Annotated in this window: 12 protein-coding genes; 8 read left to right on the plus strand and 4 right to left on the minus strand. The window is 66.0% G+C overall.

All coding sequences use genetic code 11. The features are described from left to right. Positions 1 to 142 precede the first annotated feature (142 nt). The 6 genes from glgX to ACODRZ_RS20590 all read left to right on the plus strand — a co-directional run bounded on the left by glgX (position 143) and on the right by ACODRZ_RS20590 (position 8,484). A complete protein-coding gene (glgX, locus tag ACODRZ_RS20565; RefSeq protein WP_488970176.1) occupies positions 143 to 2,251 on the plus strand; it encodes a glycogen debranching protein GlgX in 2,109 nt (702 codons plus the stop codon). Continuing rightward, positions 2,251 to 3,972 (plus strand): malto-oligosyltrehalose trehalohydrolase, encoded by a 1,722-nt coding sequence (treZ, locus tag ACODRZ_RS20570; protein ID WP_488970175.1) that lies wholly within the window; start codon positions 2,251 to 2,253, stop codon positions 3,970 to 3,972. The genes glgX and treZ overlap by 1 nt, the downstream gene beginning before the upstream one ends. 5 nt (positions 3,973 to 3,977) lie before the next feature. Continuing rightward, complete coding sequence (treY, locus tag ACODRZ_RS20575; protein WP_488970174.1) at positions 3,978 to 6,209, plus strand: malto-oligosyltrehalose synthase; 2,232 nt, start codon at positions 3,978 to 3,980, stop codon at positions 6,207 to 6,209. A 123-nt stretch (positions 6,210 to 6,332) separates the two neighbouring features. Further along, positions 6,333 to 6,644, plus strand: a complete 312-nt coding sequence (locus ACODRZ_RS20580; RefSeq protein WP_488970173.1) for a hypothetical protein — start codon at positions 6,333 to 6,335, stop codon at positions 6,642 to 6,644. Continuing rightward, on the plus strand, positions 6,641 to 8,206 hold the full coding sequence (locus ACODRZ_RS20585; protein WP_488970172.1) for a PepSY-associated TM helix domain-containing protein: 1,566 nt from the start codon (positions 6,641 to 6,643) through the stop codon (positions 8,204 to 8,206). The genes ACODRZ_RS20580 and ACODRZ_RS20585 overlap by 4 nt, the downstream gene beginning before the upstream one ends. Then, positions 8,203 to 8,484, plus strand: a complete 282-nt coding sequence (locus ACODRZ_RS20590; protein WP_488970171.1) for a DUF3325 domain-containing protein — start codon at positions 8,203 to 8,205, stop codon at positions 8,482 to 8,484. Before ACODRZ_RS20585 ends, ACODRZ_RS20590 begins: the two co-directional genes overlap by 4 nt. Here ACODRZ_RS20590 and ACODRZ_RS20595 read toward each other — a convergent pair. Beyond that, positions 8,481 to 9,383: a LysR family transcriptional regulator gene (locus ACODRZ_RS20595; protein WP_488970170.1), complete on the minus strand. Its 903-nt coding sequence runs from the start codon at positions 9,381 to 9,383 to the stop codon at positions 8,481 to 8,483. The two genes, ACODRZ_RS20590 and ACODRZ_RS20595, sit on opposite strands and share 4 nt — an antisense overlap. A gap of 107 nt (positions 9,384 to 9,490) precedes the next feature. Here ACODRZ_RS20595 and ACODRZ_RS20600 point away from each other — a divergent pair, with 107 nt between their 5' ends. Beyond that, positions 9,491 to 10,288: an SDR family NAD(P)-dependent oxidoreductase gene (locus ACODRZ_RS20600; protein WP_488970169.1), complete on the plus strand. Its 798-nt coding sequence runs from the start codon at positions 9,491 to 9,493 to the stop codon at positions 10,286 to 10,288. Positions 10,289 to 10,403: 115 nt separating this feature from the next. Next, positions 10,404 to 12,242 carry a diguanylate cyclase gene (locus ACODRZ_RS20605; protein ID WP_488970168.1) on the plus strand — a complete coding sequence of 613 codons (1,839 nt, stop codon included), beginning with the start codon at positions 10,404 to 10,406 and terminating at the stop codon, positions 12,240 to 12,242. A gap of 4 nt (positions 12,243 to 12,246) precedes the next feature. Here ACODRZ_RS20605 and ACODRZ_RS20610 read toward each other — a convergent pair whose 3' ends face one another. The 3 genes from ACODRZ_RS20610 to ACODRZ_RS20620 form a co-directional block, all read right to left on the minus strand. Next, complete coding sequence (locus ACODRZ_RS20610) at positions 12,247 to 13,545, minus strand: D-amino acid dehydrogenase (RefSeq protein ID WP_488970167.1); 1,299 nt, start codon at positions 13,543 to 13,545, stop codon at positions 12,247 to 12,249. Between the two features lie 108 nt (positions 13,546 to 13,653). Then, positions 13,654 to 15,252, minus strand: coding sequence for a peptidase dimerization domain-containing protein (locus tag ACODRZ_RS20615; protein ID WP_488970166.1), 1,599 nt, complete (start codon positions 15,250 to 15,252; stop codon positions 13,654 to 13,656). A 5-nt stretch (positions 15,253 to 15,257) separates the two neighbouring features. Further along, entirely contained in the window at positions 15,258 to 16,850 is a 1,593-nt protein-coding gene (locus tag ACODRZ_RS20620; RefSeq protein ID WP_488970165.1) for an amidohydrolase, read from the minus strand. Between the last annotated feature and the right edge of the window lie 28 nt (positions 16,851 to 16,878).

Below are 16,878 nucleotides of genomic sequence, written 5' to 3' on the forward strand. Positions count from 1 at the left end.
CCGTGTAAACCGTGTAAACCTGGTGTCACCTTATCGCTGGCCGACGCCCTGCGACCCTCCGTGAAACGGCTCCGAAATCGCCCCCGGAACCGCTCAGGCCTCCCGCGTGTTAGCGGATGCAGCATCTTTCAGGAGGCATCACGTGTCACAGGGGCCAGCAGCCGAAGATTTCTCCTTCTCCCGACCCGAACGGATGATCCACGAACTCGGCGCCGAGTTCACCGGCGAGGGCACGCATTTCGGCGTCTTCTCCGAGAATGCAGAAGCCATCGAGCTATGCCTTTTCTCCGAGGACGGCGCGGAGGAAACCGCCCGCCTCGAACTGCCGTCGCGGGAGGGTTCGGTGTTCTCGGGCTACCTGCCAGGCGTCAGGCCCGGCCAGCTCTACGGCCTGCGCGCGCATGGCCCCTACGATCCCGCCAACGGCCACCGCTTCAACCCCAACAAGCTGCTGCTCGACCCCTACGCCCGCGAGGTTTCCGGCGCGGTGATGTGGGACGACGCCTTGTGGGGCTACGATCTGGCGAGCGGCGACGACACCACTTTCGACGCCCGCGATTCCGCGCCCTTCATGGTGAAAAGCGTGGTGCAGGACCCGGATTTCGACTGGGAAGGCGACAAGGCGCTCTCCCGCCCCTGGACCGAGACGGTGATCTACGAGGCCCATGTGCGGGGCCTGACGATGACTCACCCCGAAGTGCCCGAGGCGCTTCGCGGCACGTATGAAGGCATGGCCAGCGAGCCGGTCATCGAACACCTGCAGAAGCTGGGCGTCAGCGCCATCGAACTGTTGCCCAGCCAGTTCTTCCTCGACGACCGGATGCTGCTGGACAAGGGCCTGTCGAACTACTGGGGCTACCAGACCCTCGGTTTCTTCGCGCCGGAACCGCGCTTTTTACGCAATGGCGACCTTGCCCCGCGCGCCATCCGCCAGTTCAAGGACATGGTGAAGCGGTTCCACAAGGCGGGGATCGAGGTCATCATGGACGTGGTCTACAACCACACCGCCGAGGGTTCCGAACGCGGGCCGACGATGTGCTTCCGCGGTCTCGACAACGCCGCCTACTACATGCTGAGCCCGGAAAACCCGCGCTTCAGCTTCGACAACACCGGCACCGGCAACACGCTGGCGGTGGCGCATCCGATGGTCATGCGCATGGTGCTCGATTCGCTGCGCTACTGGGTGCAGGTGATGCACGTCGACGGCTTCCGCTTCGACCTCGCCTCGACGCTGGGCCGCGAGGAAACCGGCTTCGACCGCGAGGGCGGCTTCTTCGACGCGATCAGGCAGGACCCGATCCTGGCCGGCGTCAAGCTGATCGCCGAGCCGTGGGACATCGGCATGGGCGGCTACCAGGTCGGCGGCTTCCCCCATCCGTTCCGCGAATGGAACGACAAGTTCCGCGACGACGTGCGCGCCTTCTGGCGCGGCGACGAGGGGCTGGTGGGCGACATCGCGCAGCGCCTGATCGGCTCGCCGGTCCAGTTCAACCACTCCGATCGCGGCGCGACGAGTTCGATCAACTTCCTCGCCGCGCATGACGGCTTCACGCTGAGGGACACCGTCTCGTTCAACGATCGCCACAACGAGGCCAACGGCGAAGGCGGCGCCGACGGCCACGACAACAACCTGTCCGACAACATGGGCGCCGAAGGGTCCACCGACGACGAAGGCATCAACGCCGCCCGCGCTCGCCGCCGACGCGCCATGGTGGCGACGCTGATGGTCAGCCAGGGCGTGCCGATGCTGCTTTCGGGCGACGAGATCGGCAACAGCCAGCAGGGCAACAACAACGTCTACTGCCAGGACAACGCCCTCGCCTGGCTGGACTGGGAGGCGAAGGACGACGCCTTCCTCGACTTCTGCTCGCGGATGATCGCCCTTCGCCGCCAGTACCCGGTGCTGTGCCAGGAGAATTTCCTGCTCGGCGAAACCGGCGACAACGAGCGCGTCGAGATCGCGTGGTTCCAGCCGGACGGCCGCGCGATGGACGAGGAACTTTGGAACCAGCCGGGCCTGCGCGTACTGGGAATGCTGCTCGACTATTCCACGCGCGAGGTTTTCCTCGACGGCGGGCGACCGCTGTTCACGGTGGTCAACGCAGGGGACGGCCTCGAATTCACGCTACCCGACGGAGACTGGGTGCGCGTGCTGGACACCGCGCGCGACGATCCGTTCGCCGAGGAAGCGGTGGACAGCCAGGGCGCGGCGATCTCGCCTGCCAGCCTCTGCCTGTTCCGCCCCGCCTGATGGCCGCTCAATGGGGTGCGCGGCCACTCGGAAACGGCCTCTGGCGCTTCGGCCTATGGGCGCCCGACGTGAGGGAGGCGCGGGTCGAGATCGGCGGGATAGCCATGCCCGCCAAAGCCGCCGGACATGGCTGGTGGCTGTTCGAGACCGAAGCCTCGGCAGGCGATCCCTATCGCTGGGTTCTCGAGGGCACGCCCTACCCCGACCCGGCGGCACACGCGCAGGTCGCCGACGTGCATGGCCCCTCGAAACTGGTCGATCCGGCCGCTTACGAATGGCGCCATGAGTGGCAGGGGCGCCCGTGGCACGAAGCGGTGCTCTACGAACTGCATATCGGCACGTTCACCGAGGAAGGCACCTTTGCCGCCACCATCGCCGAACTGCCACGCCTGGCCGAACTGGGCGTGACGATGATCGAGCTGATGCCGGTCGCGCAGTTCGAGGGCGCACGCGGATGGGGCTACGACGGCGTCCTGCCGTTCGCCCCGCACCCGGCCTACGGTACGCCCGACGAGATGCGCGCACTCGTCGATGCGGCCCACGGCCTCGGCATCGCGGTGCTGCTGGATGTGGTCTACAACCACTTTGGGCCTTCGGGGAACTACCTCGGCGCGTGGTGCCCTTCGTTCTTCCATCCCGAGCGCGCCTCGCCATGGGGCGCCGGGATCGCCTTCGAGACCCCGGCAGTACGCGAATTCTTCATCGCCAATGCGCTGCACTGGCTGGACGCATACCACCTCGACGGCCTGCGCCTCGATGCCGTCCACGCCATAGAGGATCATTCACCCCTCCATTTCCTCGACGAACTGGGACAGCGCATCCGCGCTACCGAAAGGGACCGGCCGATCCACCTCGTTACCGAGGACGAGCGCAACCTGGCCCGCTACTTCGCCGTCGATGCACCCTACGACGGCAGCTGGAACGACGACTGGCACCACGCGCTTCACTGTCTGCTGACCGGGGAGGATGAAAGCTATTACGCGCCCTTTGCCGTCGATCCGCTGCAGGACATCGCCATCGCCCTTGCGGACGGCTACGTCGAGCAGGGCCAGCCGCGCGAGAACGGCGACGACGAGCCGCGCGGCGAACCCTCCGGCGATTTGCCCCGCACCGCATTCGTCAACTTCCTGGGCAACCACGACCAGGTCGGCAACCGCGCCCGCGGCGAGCGCCTCCATCAACTCGTGGCCAACCCGCACGCCTACCGCATCGCCACCGCTCTCACCTTCCTCGTTCCCTTCACGCCGATGCTGTTCATGGGCGACGAGTTCCTCACCGATGCACCATTCCAGTTCTTCGTCGACTTCGAAGGCGACCTTGCCGAAGCTGTCCGCAAAGGCCGCGCCCAGGAATTCGCCCGCTTCAGCAGCTTCGGTGGCGAAGTACCCGACCCGGTTGCGGCGCGCACTTTCATGACCTCCAGGATCGGCCGCCCTGTCCGGCAGGAACAGCATGACCACGAAGACTTCGTGCGAGAACTGCTCGGCCTGCGCCGGGCTCATGTGACGCCGCTGATCGCCCGGAACGGGCAGCCAACTGCCACCGTCCGACGGGATGGGCCACTTGTCGACGCGCAATGGTCCTTCACCCCCGGTGCGCTGCACATCCGTGCCGCCCTGGGCACGGACCGCACGTCCTTCCTCCCCCATCGCAGCCCGATCCTGTTGCTTGACGATGCGTCGAGCCCTTTCGCGCTGTCGGCGGCAGTCTCACCGGAGTGATACCGATGTCCCAGGCCATTCCCCTCGTCGCCACCTATCGCCTCCAGCTTCGGGACGGCGTAGACCTCGACAAGGCGCGCGAACTGCTGCCGTGGGTCGCCACGCTGGGCATCGGCCACCTCTATCTTTCCCCACCCTTTCAGGCCGCCTCTGGATCGACCCACGGCTACGACGTGATCGATCCCACGCGGATCGATCCGGTGCTGGGCGGGGAGGCGGCATTCCTGCGCCTGAGCGAAGCGGCACAACGGGCCGGGATCGGCATCGTCGTCGATATCGTGCCGAACCATATGGCGTTCACGCCCGAGAACCCGTGGCTGGCCGACGTGCTGCGCCATGGCCGCGATAGTGCCCATGCCGCCATCTTCGACATCGACTGGGACGCCGGACCGCTGCACTTCCCGGTGCTCGACGGCACCCTCGAAGATCTGCTCGCGCAAGGCCATCTCGCCCCGGCGGGGGACAGCGCCGATCCACGCCTGCGGGTCTACGATCGCGAATATCCGCTGCGTCCGACAGACCTCTCCCGCTATTCGTGCGGGGTGACGCGCACGCTCGACGCGCCGACGCTGGCCACTCTCCTCGCCGAGCAGCACTGGTCGCTCGGCGACTGGAGGGCGAGCGCGGACCGCATCACCCATCGCCGCTTCTTCAACATCACCGACCTTATCGGCGTGCTACAGGAGGACCCCAAGGTTTTCGCGCTGACACACCGCTGGATCATCGAGCAGGTCGAAGCGGGACGCATCCAGGGGTTGCGTGTCGATCACGTGGACGGGCTGGCCCGGCCCGGCGCCTATCTCCAGCGATTGCGCGATGCCGTCGGCGACACGCCGATCTGGGTCGAGAAGATCGTCAAGGCCGGGGAGGACCTGCCTCCGGCGTGGCCGGTGGAAGGCATGAGCGGCTATGAATTCATGGCCCCGCTTACCCGCCTGCTGACCTGCTGCGAAGGCCTCGCAGCGATACGTGAAGCGTCGATCGATGCCATTCCGCCGGACTATGGGCGAGAGGTCCGCAAGGTCCGTCAAGAACTGCTCGAACAGGTTTTCACGCCGGAACTGCGCCGTGTGACCGGAGCCGCGCTGACCGCGCTTGCGCTTGACGAGGCGGCGCGCTCACAGGTGTCCGAAGCGGTCGGCCGACTGGCGACGGTGTGGCCAGTCTATCGCTCTTACGCGGCCGATCTGGCCCCGCTCTCTCCCGCGATCACGCAGGCCATCGACGGGTTGACCGAAAACACGACGGTCGCAAGCCTGATCGGCCTGCTGCGTGCGCCCGACGATCCGCACGCACGCGCCTTTGCCGTTCGGTTCGAACAGCTGACCGGGGCGCTGACGGCGAAGTCCGAGGAAGACACGGTATTCTTCCGCAGCGTCGCCTTCCTGCCGCTGTGCGAAGTGGGCGCCGAACCGGATCTCGGTGTCATCGACGATGCCGAGTTTGCCACCGTCATGGCGATGCGGGCGGATCGGACGCCGCTCGCGCTGGATGCCTTGTCCACGCACGACACCAAGCGCTCTGCGGATGCGCGTGCCGTTCTCATCGCGCTGAGCTATTTCCCCGATCTTGCCCGAGAACTCTACGCCGATGCACGGCAGCGCGCGAAGAAAGCGGCACTATCGGAGCAATGGGCGCTCTATGCGCTCCAGACCGCCCTGATGCTGCGCGCCGAGCCGGATGCGCCGGAGCGCATCGATGCCCACGTCGCGAAGGCCATGCGCGAAAGCAAGGACCTGTCGCGGCATGAAGCACCCGATACGGCTGCCGAGACCGCAGTCGCACAGCTATGCCGCGCCCTCCATCGCGGACTGGCGACCAGCGACTTGCTTCCCGACCGTTTGCGCGGCGAGTTCGAAGCCGCGATCGAGACTATCGTACTCGCGCAAACCGCCCTTCAGCTGACTGCGCCAGGCATTCCTGACATCTACCAGGGCAGCGAGGGGGCGACATCCGCACTGACCGATCCCGACAATCGCCGCCCGGTAGACTGGCACGCGATCGCATCAGGCCAGGTTTCTCCGCTCACTGCACGAAAGCTGGAACTTACCCGCATCCTCCTTACCCAGCGGCGGGAGCGGCCGGAACTGTTTACCTGCGGAACTTATGCGCTGCAGGCAGACGACGACAGCTGGATCGTCAAACGCACGTGGCAAGGCGAAGCCTTTTCGCTGCGCATCCCCGTGCCCCGGCACCGCTCTGCGGATTGCTCGATAGAGGTGCGAGCCATCGATTAGGCATGCGCCGATGCGTTGACAATCCCCTGCCCAATGCCTAGCGACAATTGCGAGTGCGTCGCAATAACATCGTTGCGTTTCGATAGGGGGTTTCGTGAAAGTTCGCATCGCTGGTAGTTCCCGATGACCGCACGCAATGGCATCATCGGTCGCGGTCAAGTCTCGGCGCGGCTGATTGCAGCGATTCCCGCGAATTATCTCCTGACGTCGACGGCGACGGCCTGCATCGCACGCCTGCTGTGGCGCGGCTTGGGCGTTGATCCTGCAAACGCCAGTGTCGCGGCGACGCTGATCTCGTTCGCCCTGTTCGCGGTGCTGGCGCTCGTCGCCTTCGGCGCGCGTTCGGTGGTGAGGCTCTGGCTATGGCTTGCGGGCTCGGGACTGGTGCTCGGCGTCGCCCTGTGGTTCTCCCTCTCGGCGGGAGCGCGGATATGAAGGACAGCCTCCGTCAGTCGATGGCATTGTTCCACACCTGGAGCGGGCTCCTCCTTGGATGGCTGCTCTTCGCGATGTTCGCCACCGGGACCGCAGCCTATTTCCAGGACGAGATCACGCGCTGGATGCAGCCCGAGGTAACCGGCGACGCAGACCCTGCAACCGCCGCACAAGGGGCGATGCGTTACCTGAATGCTGTCGCTCCCGACGCGAAGAGCTGGTACATCTCGCTGCCCAACAGCCGTAGCGCTACCGCACAGGTATATTGGCAACCCTCCGGAGCACGCCCGGCGAAGCGCAGCGAGACCAGCGCGCTGCTCGATGCTGACGGTCACGCCATCACCTCGCGCGAGACACGCGGTGGCTTCTTCCTCTACCGCTTCCACTTCGACCTGCATTACATGCCGGTGCTATGGGCACGCTATCTCGTCGGCGTCGCGGCGATGTTCATGCTGGTGGCCATCCTCTCGGGCGTGATCACGCACAAGAAAATCTTCGCCGATTTCTTCATGCTGCGCTTCGGCAAAGGGCAGAGGAGCTGGCTGGACGCACACAACGTCACCGCCGTACTGGCCCTGCCCTTTCACCTCATGATCACTTTCACCGGGCTGGTGACGCTGGCGTCCATGTACATGCCTTGGGGCATCGCCGCCAATTATGCCGACCGGGCCGCATTCTCAGAGGCGCTGTTCGGCCGTACCACCGAAGCTGTGGCCAGCGGGAGGCACGCACCATTGGCCGATCTTGCACCGCTCGTGCACAGTGCTTCCGCCCGGTGGCACGGCGAGCGGGTCGGCTACATCAGCATCGCAAACCCCAACGACGCGGCCGCCCGGATCGAGATAAGCCGCGCGCCCGAAGCCGCCTTCGGCGCACGCGGCCAGACCGCCGCATTCGAAGGCGCTACCGGCCACCCCCTCGACATGCACCGCGCCTCCGGCGCCGCCCTCGCAACGGAGAGCGTGATGATCGGCCTGCACACCGGCCGTTTCGCCGAATGGGGCCTGCGCTGGCTCTACTTCCTGAGCGGGCTCGGCGGCACGGTGATGGTAGGCAGCGGCCTCGTGTTGTGGACAGTCAAGCGGCGCGCCCGCCTCCCCGATCCCTTGCGACCGCACCTCGGCTTCCGCATCGTAGAGCGCCTGAACATCGCCGCCATTGCCGGGCTGGCGACCGGCATCGCGGTCTATTTCCTTGCCAATCGCCTGCTCCCGCTGGAAATGGCCGACCGCGCCGAGCGCGAGATCGACAGCCTTTTCCTCGCCTGGCTCGGAATCGGGTTATGGGGCATCCTGCGTCCCGCCCGACGCGCATGGACGGAGGCCATGGCTATTGCCGGTGCCTGCTTCGCCGCCGTCCCGCTGGTCAATGCCCTGACGACGTCGCGCGGGCTGCTTCCGAGCATGCTGGCGGCGGATTGGACTTTCGTGGCCTTCGACCTGGTGATGCTCGCCCTCGCAGCCGGGTTCTTCATTGCCGCGGTAAGAAGCGCTCAACTCCGGGCAAAGGCAAAGGCCGGTGCCAAACCACGCGGTGCGGCCCGGCGGGCGACGAGCGCATGATGCATATTCTTCCCGCCACCGTGATCGTCGTCGGCTTCCTCGCGCTCGCCGCCAGCATGAAGCGGCACCAGCGCGACCTCCTCGGTCGGACGCTCACTCATGTACGGACGCGCTCTACCCGTATGGCAGGGTGGGTTCTGCTCGGCATCGGCTGGGCCATCGACGCCGCGCTGCTCGGTCCGGCCATGGGCACGATCGTCTGGTGCGGCGAACTGAGCCTGGGCGCCGCGCTGACCGTCGCCACGCTCAACTGGCGTACCCGGCGTCCCTCTCGTTAGCCGCCTCCGGGCAGCACCAGTCGTGCGTCGAGGAAATCGAGGAAAGCGCGGATGCGGGATGCCAGTCGCCGATGGCCGACGTAGAGGGCATGAATGTCCTCATGGTCGCCCGGATTGAAGGGGCCGAGTATCTCGACCAGCCTCCCCGCCGCAAGATCGGCGGCCACATGAAACCGTCCCAGCCGTGCGATGCCGCCGCCGGCGACCGCCATCAGGCGCACCACTTCCCCCGAGTTGCCGAGGAACGCCGCCTCGATCGGTCGTTGTACGATCGCTCCATCGACCTGGAACGGCCAGGTGTCGATGGAACGTCGGAAACTGAATTGCAGGCAGGCATGTCCGGCCAGTTCGCGCGGGTGTGCCGGTTCGCCGTGCCTGCGCAAATAGTCCGGGCTGGCAACCAGCGCCATCGTGCTGCGCCCCAGTTTCTTCGCCTTGAGCCCGGTGTCACGCAAGGGGCCGATGCGAATGGCGAGGTCAGCCCTGTCCTCGACAAGATCGACCAGCGTATCTGACAGCGCCAGGTTGACCGTCACCCCAGGATAAGCCCGCTGGAAACAGGGAAGGATCGACAGCAGGCACTGCGTCCCGAACGGCACCGAGGCATTGATGCGCAGCGGCCCGCGCGGGGCCTCTTCCGCCGAGCCGAAGCCCCGCTCGACCTCGTCGATTTCCGCCACGAGCCCTGCCACCCGGGCGCGATAGACTTCACCCTCCGCCGTCAGCGCCAGGGCGCGCGTAGTGCGTGAGACCAGTTGCACGCCCAACCGTCCCTCGAGCCGCGCCATGGCGCGGCTGACCGCCGAGGGCGTCAGGCGCAGCGCCTTGGCCGCGCTGGCGAAACTGCCACCCTGCGCGACCGCAAGGAATATCTGCATTTCACCGAAGCGGTTGTCCATGGCATGATCCGTGATTTTGATTCACTTCTGATATGCCGGATGCCTCACTATGCATCAATGATGCGACCACCTAGATTTCCGGGCACATCAGCAAGGAACATCCCGTCATGGATCTCAAACTCATCGGCAAGTCCGCCCTCGTCACCGGCTCGACCGCCGGAATAGGTCTCGCCATTGCCGAGCGTCTCGCCGCCGAGGGCGTGGACGTCGTCATCTCCGGCCGCAATCAGGCAAAGCTCGACGAAGCCGCCGCCAAGGTTGGCGCGGCGGCGGCAAACGGCGGCAAAGTTCGCGCCGTGCTGGCCGACCCCGCGACCGCCGCAGGCGCCGAAACCCTGATCGCTGCAGTCCCGCAGGTCGATATCCTCGTCAACAACCTCGGCATCTACGAAGCCAAGCCCTTCACTAAAATCACTGACGCGGACTGGCACCACTTCTTCGAGGTCAACGTCGTCAGCGGCGCGCGACTTGCCCGCCATTACTTCCCGAAGATGCTGGAGCAAGACTGGGGCCGGGTGATCTTCATCGCCAGCGAGAGCGCGCTCGTGATCCCCGGCGAGATGATCCACTACGGCATGACCAAGACCGCACAATTGGCGATCGCACGCGGCCTTGCCGAACAGACGCGCGGCACCGGCGTGACGGTGAACTCGGTCATGCCCGGACCCACGCGATCGGAAGGCATCGTCGAATTCATCCGCTCGGTCGTCGACAACAAGGACGCACCGGAAGCCGAGCGCGAGGCCGAATTCTTCGCCAAGATGCGCCCCTTGTCGCTCATCCGCCGCCTGATCGAAGCCGACGAGATCGCCGCGCAAGTCGCACTGCTCGCCAGCCCGCTTGGCGCCATCACCAACGGCGCGGCAATCCGCGTCGAAGGCGGAATCGTGCCGACCATCGCCTGACGTATCGAAGGACAGCGTACCGTCGCCTTCAAGGCACGTTTCAGTTTTGTAATTTCGATTGCAACGCGGCGACAGATGACCGAGGGCTCTATCTCCCGCTTATACGGAGATTCCCTTGGTCGGGTCGTTGTCGCGTCGCATCGTCATCCTGTGCAGCGTGCTGTGCCTGTTGCTGGCGCTGCTCGCAGGGTTGCTGCTCGAAGGGTCTGCCCAGACCCGCGCGAGCCTCGCGTGGGTTACGCATTCTGCGCAGGTTCTCAAGACTGCGAACCGGGCGATGGGGCATCTGCAGCAGGCCGAATCCGGTGAGCGTGGCTTCGCTCTGACCCACAACCCGGAATTCGGCGAAACCGTTGAAGCGGAAGTCGGCGCCGCGCGGGCGGCAGCGGGCGAGCTTGTCGTACTTACGCAGGACAATCCCGCCCAGAACGACCGCGCCGTTCAGATCCGTGCCCTTATCGGCCAGCGCGCGGATTTGCTTGAACAGATCGCCAAGCAGACTCGCGCGGGCGATTTCAGCGGTGCACAGGCTGCAGTAGCATCGGGACGCGGACGCTACATAATGCAACTTGTCGATGCCCGCGTGAGCGACCTGCTCAACGAGGAACGCGCCTTGTCGACGACGCGAACCGACGCGGTAGACAAGCGCCTGAGCTACATCACCTGGCTGGTGTTGGGCGGCGTGCCGCTGACGATGGTGTTCGTAGCCTACACCGCTGCAACGCTGATCCGGCGCATCCGCCGCCCGGTCGACGCGATGATGACGGTGATGGGCCAGCTTGGTTCCGGCGATCGCAGCGCACGCATCGATGTGCACATGGAATCGAGCGAATTCGAGCGGCTCGCGAACGGCTACAATGCCATGGCCGAGGAACTGGAAGAGGCCGTCGCCGACCAGCACGAGAGCCAGGATCGGCTCCACATCGCCAATGCCGAACTCAGCCGCAACACCGAAGTCCTGCGCGAACGCGGCGAGGTGATCGAATTGCTGGGAGGGATGGCCCATCGCATGCAGGCGGCACGCACGGACGACGAACTGGCATCGATCATCCGCGTCTTCGTGCCGCGCGTGCTTCCCGAGATCCCCGGCGCACTCTATGCCCACAACAATTCGCGCAACCTGCTGGTGCCGATCGCCGCGTGGGGCGGCTTGGACGTGGCCTCCTCGGGCTTCGCGCCCGATCAGTGCTGGGCGCTGCGCCGGGGCCAGAGCCACTTCGTCGTCGAACCCGATTCCGACATCGTCTGCGCCCACGTCGGCACCCAGACCGACCATTACCACTGCGAACCGCTGCTGGCAGGCGGCGAGGTCATCGGCGTGCTCTACCTCAAGGGCGTGGTCGGGACCGAGAACCGCTTCCGCCTGACGGTGCTGACCGAAAACATCGCCTCCGCCCTCGTCAACCATCGCCTCCAGCGGGGCCTGCGCGAGCAGACCATCCGCGATCCGCTCACAAGCCTGTTCAACCGGCGCTACATGGAAGAAACGCTGGCGCTGGAAATCGCCCGTGCCTCGCGCTCGGGCAGCCCGCTCAGCCTCGTCATGTGCGACGTCGACCACTTCAAGCGCTTCAATGACGAGTTCGGCCACGATGCCGGCGACGCCGTACTGCAGGCAGTGGCGACCGAGATGCGCAGTCGCTTCCGCGACGGCGACGTGGTCTGCCGCTTTGGCGGCGAGGAATTCACGATCATCGCGCCGGGCACCTCGGCGGTCACGCTCGCCGCGCGGGTGGATGCCGTCCGCCAGTCGATCAGCGAACTGATCGTCCATCAGGGCGGCCGCGCGCTGGGATCGCTGACGATGTCCTTCGGCATCGCATCGTGGGAGGACAGCATGGAGCGCGACGGCTCGACCCTGATCAAGGCCGCCGACGCCTCGCTCTACCGTGCCAAGCGCGAAGGTCGCAATCGCGTGATCGTGGACGCGCGCTCGGAATCGCTCGCCGCCTGACGCCTCAGGCGCTGCGGCGCTGTTCGGCCCCGTCCATCGGGATCATCTGCGCGACGAGTTCGGCGGTGATCGCCGCCAGCGTCCAGCCGAGGTGGCCGTGGCCGGTGTTGTAGAACACGCGCGGATGCTTACCGCGACCGACGAAGGGCATCATCGTCGGCGTCATCGGCCTCAGCCCTGCCCACGGCACCACCTGGCGGGTGCACATGCCGGGAAAGTGCCGCTCGCTCCAATCGACCAGCGGGCGGATGCGATCGGCGCGGATGTCGCGGTTGAAGCCGTTGAACTCCGCCGTGCCCGCCACCCGGAAGCGATCGGCGCCGAGGCGGCTGGTGACGATCTTGGCGTCCTCGTCCAGCAGGCTGACTTCGGGCGCTGCGGCGCGGCTCTCGTCATCGTTCAGCATGACGGTGATCGAGTAGCCCTTGACCGGGTAGATGTTGACCCGGTCCCCCAGCTTCGCCGCCAGCGCGCGGCTGGCGACCCCGGCGCAGACCATCACCATGTCGCCCTCCACCACCAGTTCCGCACCGAGATCATCGGTCGAAAAGTCCTGCAGGCGGCCGGTATCGGATCCTTCCCCAAGGCCGCCCGCCGCCTGCAGCCGGACCGACACACCGTCGGGCCGAAGCGCTATGTCGTCCACCTCGCCGCCCAGCACGAACCGCGCGCCGAGGCGGGCGCAGGCGCGGGCGAGACCGGTGGTGAACTTGTGAATGTCCCCCGTGGAATCGGATGGGGTGAAGAAGCCGCCGCAGAAATCGCCCCTGAGCGTCGGTTCGATGCGGGCGATGTCGGCGGGCGAGACTTCCTCGCGCTCCAGCCCGCCTTCGCGCAGCAGCACGTTGCCGCGCCGGGCCGCCTCGAACGTCTCGGCGTTGCGATAGAAATGGAGGATGCCGCAGCGCGAGAGGTCGAAATCTATGCCCTCGCGCTCCGCAATATCGAACAGGTGGCGGCGCGCGGCGATGGCGAGGCGGGTAGTCTCCACCGTGTTGGCATGATGCCTGCCGATCGCGCCGACGAACTGCGCCATCCACGAATACTTGTGCAGCGAAGGACGCGGGTTGAACAGCAGCGGCGCGTCGGGGCGCAGCAGCCAGCGCAGGCCCTTGGCGATTGTCGCCATCGAATTCCACACTTCGGCATTGCTGGCCGAAAGCTGCCCGCCATTGGCGAAGGATGTCTCCATGGCCGGGTAGCGGTGCCGCTCGACCAAGGTGACCTCATGCCCGCGCGAAAGCAGGGCGTAGGCGGCCGTGACGCCGGTGATGCCGGCGCCGATGACGATGATGCGTGCCATCTGCAGTTCCCTTCGTGGGAGGGAGGGTGTCGGAAAGAAAAGAACCGGCCGGGGCAGTTTGCTCTTGTCAGGGTGTTCATGACCCCGGCCGGTTGGCGCGCTGGGGGGCTAGCTGCCCGCGCCGGAGGTTTCGCGACCCGAAGCCTCGTAATCGATGCCCAGTTGCTGGAGGTAGGAATCGTACTTCTTCGGATCGTAATACTGGCCCTGCATCGCTGGGCGGATCTGCGCCATGGTGCGGGCATTGCGGTCGATCGCGGGCATGTCGGTGGCGGCAATCAGGGGATCGTACTTCTGATCCTTGAGCTGGACGTCCTTCATCCAGGTCTTGGCCTCGGCGATGATCTGCGGCGTGGTGACGAGATCGAGGATCGTCATCGCCACCGCCTTGGCGCCGACGACGGTGCCCTTGTGCGCGATCGGCGTCGCCATCGCCATCGCGGCGGTGGCGTGGTGGAAGATCACGTTCGGGATGTTCGCCGGATAGCCGATGGTGACCGTCGGCACTGTCCACATCACGTCGCCGATGTCGTCCGAGCCGCCGAAGCTGGCATCGCCGCGCAAGTCCGGGGTAGAAAGCGGCGCCACCTTGTCGGGCAGCGGCGCGACCTTGAGGTGGTTCTTCACCTGCACCGCCTTTGCGAAGGCCTGATCGGCGGCGGACCACTGCGGCACGCCCACCGTCTCGATATTGGCGTAGAGCGCCTTGGCCAGCGGCTTGTTGCCGTAGTTCGGCGCGGCGAAGCCCAGCACCTTGCGGCTGACCGTGGTGCCCGTCGCCAGCGCCGAGGCCTCGGAGATCTGGTTGCCCACTTCGTAGAGATTGCGCAGAGAGGCGAAGTCCTTGTCGCGGAAGTAGTACCAGCTGCTCGCCTTGTCGGGCACCACGTTGGGCTGGCCGCCGCCATTGGTGATGACGTCGTGCGAACGCTGCGTCAGCGGCAGGTGCTCGCGCCGGAAGTTCCACATGATGTCCATCAGTTCCACGCCGTCGAGCGCGCTGCGGCCCTCCCACGGCATACCCGCCGAGTGGGCGGTCTTGCCCTTCCACTCGTACTCGACGGAGATCATGCCGGTGAGGCCAAGATCACCCCAGCCGGTGCCGAAGCCGGTGTTGACGTGCGCGAAGATCGAGGCGTCGACGTCCTTGAACATTCCCGCACGCACATAATACGCCTTGGTCGCCAGCAGTTCCTCGGCGACGCCGGGCCACAGCATCAGGCGGCCCTGCAACCCGTGCTTCGTCATCACCTGCTTGGCGGCAAGTGCGGCGGCGACCATCAGCGGCATGCCCGAGTTATGGCCCTCGCCATGCCCCGGCGCGCCTTCGGTGAGCGGCTTGACCTCCGCCACGCCCGGCACCTGCGAGACGCCGAGCAGCCCGTCGATGTCGCTGCCCAGCGCGATCTTCGGCCCGCCGGTGCCCCATGTCGCGGTGAACGCGGTGGGCACGCCCGCCACGCCGCGTACCACGGTGAAGCCGTTCTTCTCCAGAATACCCGCAAGGTATTCGCTGGTCTTCACTTCCTGAAAGCCGGGTTCGGCGAACGAATAGATCTCATCCACCATGACCTGGATCTGCTTGCGCTGCACCTCGACGGCGGCGGCGACCTCCTGCTTGAGCGCGGGGTCCGCGGCCGCCTGTGCGGCTCCGGGAATGAGCGAGGCCGCAGCAAGCGCGGCGGCGAGCAATGCCTTTTTCCGCATCCCGCTTACTCCGCCGGCTTCGTCAGGGTGGGGTACTTGATCCCCAGCTGGTCGAGGTAAGTCGGGTACTTCGCCGGGTTGTAGTAGTACTTCTCCATCATCGGGCGATAGAGCTGCATGTTGCGCTCGTTGAGCCAGATCGCGGGCACGTCCTTGTCGGTCAGCACCGGCGCATAGGTATCGGTCTTCAGCTGCACGTCGGTGAAGTAGGTCTTGGCGTCGGTGACCAGCTGCGGTGTCGTGAGGATATCCAGCACGGTCATCGCCACGGCCTTGGCACCGGCCTCGACGCCCTTGTGCGCGATCGGGGTCGCCATCGCGAAGGCCGAGGTGGAATTGTGGCCGATCATGTTGGGAATGTTCGACGGGAAGCGGATGGTGATCGTCGGCACCGCCCACATGATGTCGCCGATGTCGTCCGAACCGCCGCCGGTGGAGGGCTTGCGGTTCTCGGGCGTCGAGAGTTCGGCGACTTCCGACTTCAGCGGCTCGATCTTGCGGTCGTTGAAGGTCTGCGCGGCCTTGGCGAAGGCCTGGTCGTCGGCGCTCCACTGCGGCATGCCGACCGCCTTGATGTTGGCATAGGCGGCTTCGGCCAGCGGCTTGTTGCCGAAGTTGGGCGCGGCGTAGCCCAGCGTCTGCTGGCTCACCGTGGTGCCGGTGGCGAGCGCGGCGGCCTTGGCGATGTCGTTGCCGGTCTCATAGAGTTTGCGGATGTCGGCGAAAGTCCGCTCGCGGAAGAAGTACCAGATGCTGGCCTTGTCCGGCACCACGTTGGGCTGGCCGCCGCCGTTGGTGATGATCATGTGCGAGCGCTGCGTCAGCGGCAGGTGCTCACGCCGGAAGTTCCACGCGACGTCCATGATCTCCACCGCGTCGAGCGCGCTGCGCCCCTCCCACGGCATGCCCGCCGAGTGCGCGGTCTTGCCCTTGAAGCTGTATTCGACCGAGACCATGCCGTTGCCGCCCATCTCGCCGTAGCCGGTCGAGAAGTCGGAGCTGACGTGGGTGAAGATCGAGGCGTCGACGTCCTTGAACAGCCCGGCGCGCACGAAATAGGCCTTGGTCGCCAGCAGTTCCTCGGCGACGCCCGGCCACAGCATCAGGCGCCCTTCGAGGCCGTGCTTGGTCATCACCTTCTTCACCGCGATGGCTGCGGCGACCATCAACGGCATGCCCGAGTTATGCCCCTCGCCATGCCCCGGCGCGCCTTCGACGATGGGCTTGAGGTACGGCAGGCCGGGGGTCTGCGAGACGCCGAGCACGTCGTCGATGTCGCTGCCCAGCGCGATCTTCGGGCCGCCCTTGCCCCAGGTGGCGGTGAAGGCGGTGGGGATGCCCGCCACCCCGCGCGTCACCGTGAAGCCGTTCTTTTCAAGGATGCCGGTCAAGTACGCGCTGGTCCTGACTTCCTGGAAGCCCGGCTCGGCATAGCTGAAGATCTGGTCGACCATGACCTGAATCTGCTTGCGCTGCGCCTCGACCTCTTTGGCGACCTCGTCCTTGAGCGCCTGCGGCGCGGCGGCATGAGCAGGGGCGGTCATCATCACGGTGGTGGCGAGAGCAGCGGCGAGCGCAGCGCGTTTGAACGTGTTCATGATACAATGATCCTCTCTGAAAGGGGGC

Source organism: Novosphingobium sp. FG90 (assembly GCF_057808725.1).

Excerpts from the sequence above, each read along its gene's own strand:
- ACODRZ_RS20615 (WP_488970166.1), bottom strand. The coding sequence starts at position 15,252 with ATGCGGAAAAAGGCATTGCTCGCCGCCGCGCTTGCTGCGGCCTCGCTC.
- ACODRZ_RS20585 (WP_488970172.1), top strand. The coding sequence starts at position 6,641 with ATGAAGGACAGCCTCCGTCAGTCGATGGCATTGTTCCACACCTGGAGC.
- ACODRZ_RS20595 (WP_488970170.1), bottom strand. The coding sequence starts at position 9,383 with ATGGACAACCGCTTCGGTGAAATGCAGATATTCCTTGCGGTCGCGCAG.
- ACODRZ_RS20620 (WP_488970165.1), bottom strand. The coding sequence starts at position 16,850 with ATGAACACGTTCAAACGCGCTGCGCTCGCCGCTGCTCTCGCCACCACC.
- ACODRZ_RS20580 (WP_488970173.1), top strand. The coding sequence starts at position 6,333 with ATGACCGCACGCAATGGCATCATCGGTCGCGGTCAAGTCTCGGCGCGG.
- ACODRZ_RS20590 (WP_488970171.1), top strand. The coding sequence starts at position 8,203 with ATGATGCATATTCTTCCCGCCACCGTGATCGTCGTCGGCTTCCTCGCG.
- treY (WP_488970174.1), top strand. The coding sequence starts at position 3,978 with ATGTCCCAGGCCATTCCCCTCGTCGCCACCTATCGCCTCCAGCTTCGG.
- ACODRZ_RS20610 (WP_488970167.1), bottom strand. The coding sequence starts at position 13,545 with ATGGCACGCATCATCGTCATCGGCGCCGGCATCACCGGCGTCACGGCC.
- ACODRZ_RS20600 (WP_488970169.1), top strand. The coding sequence starts at position 9,491 with ATGGATCTCAAACTCATCGGCAAGTCCGCCCTCGTCACCGGCTCGACC.
- treZ (WP_488970175.1), top strand. The coding sequence starts at position 2,251 with ATGGCCGCTCAATGGGGTGCGCGGCCACTCGGAAACGGCCTCTGGCGC.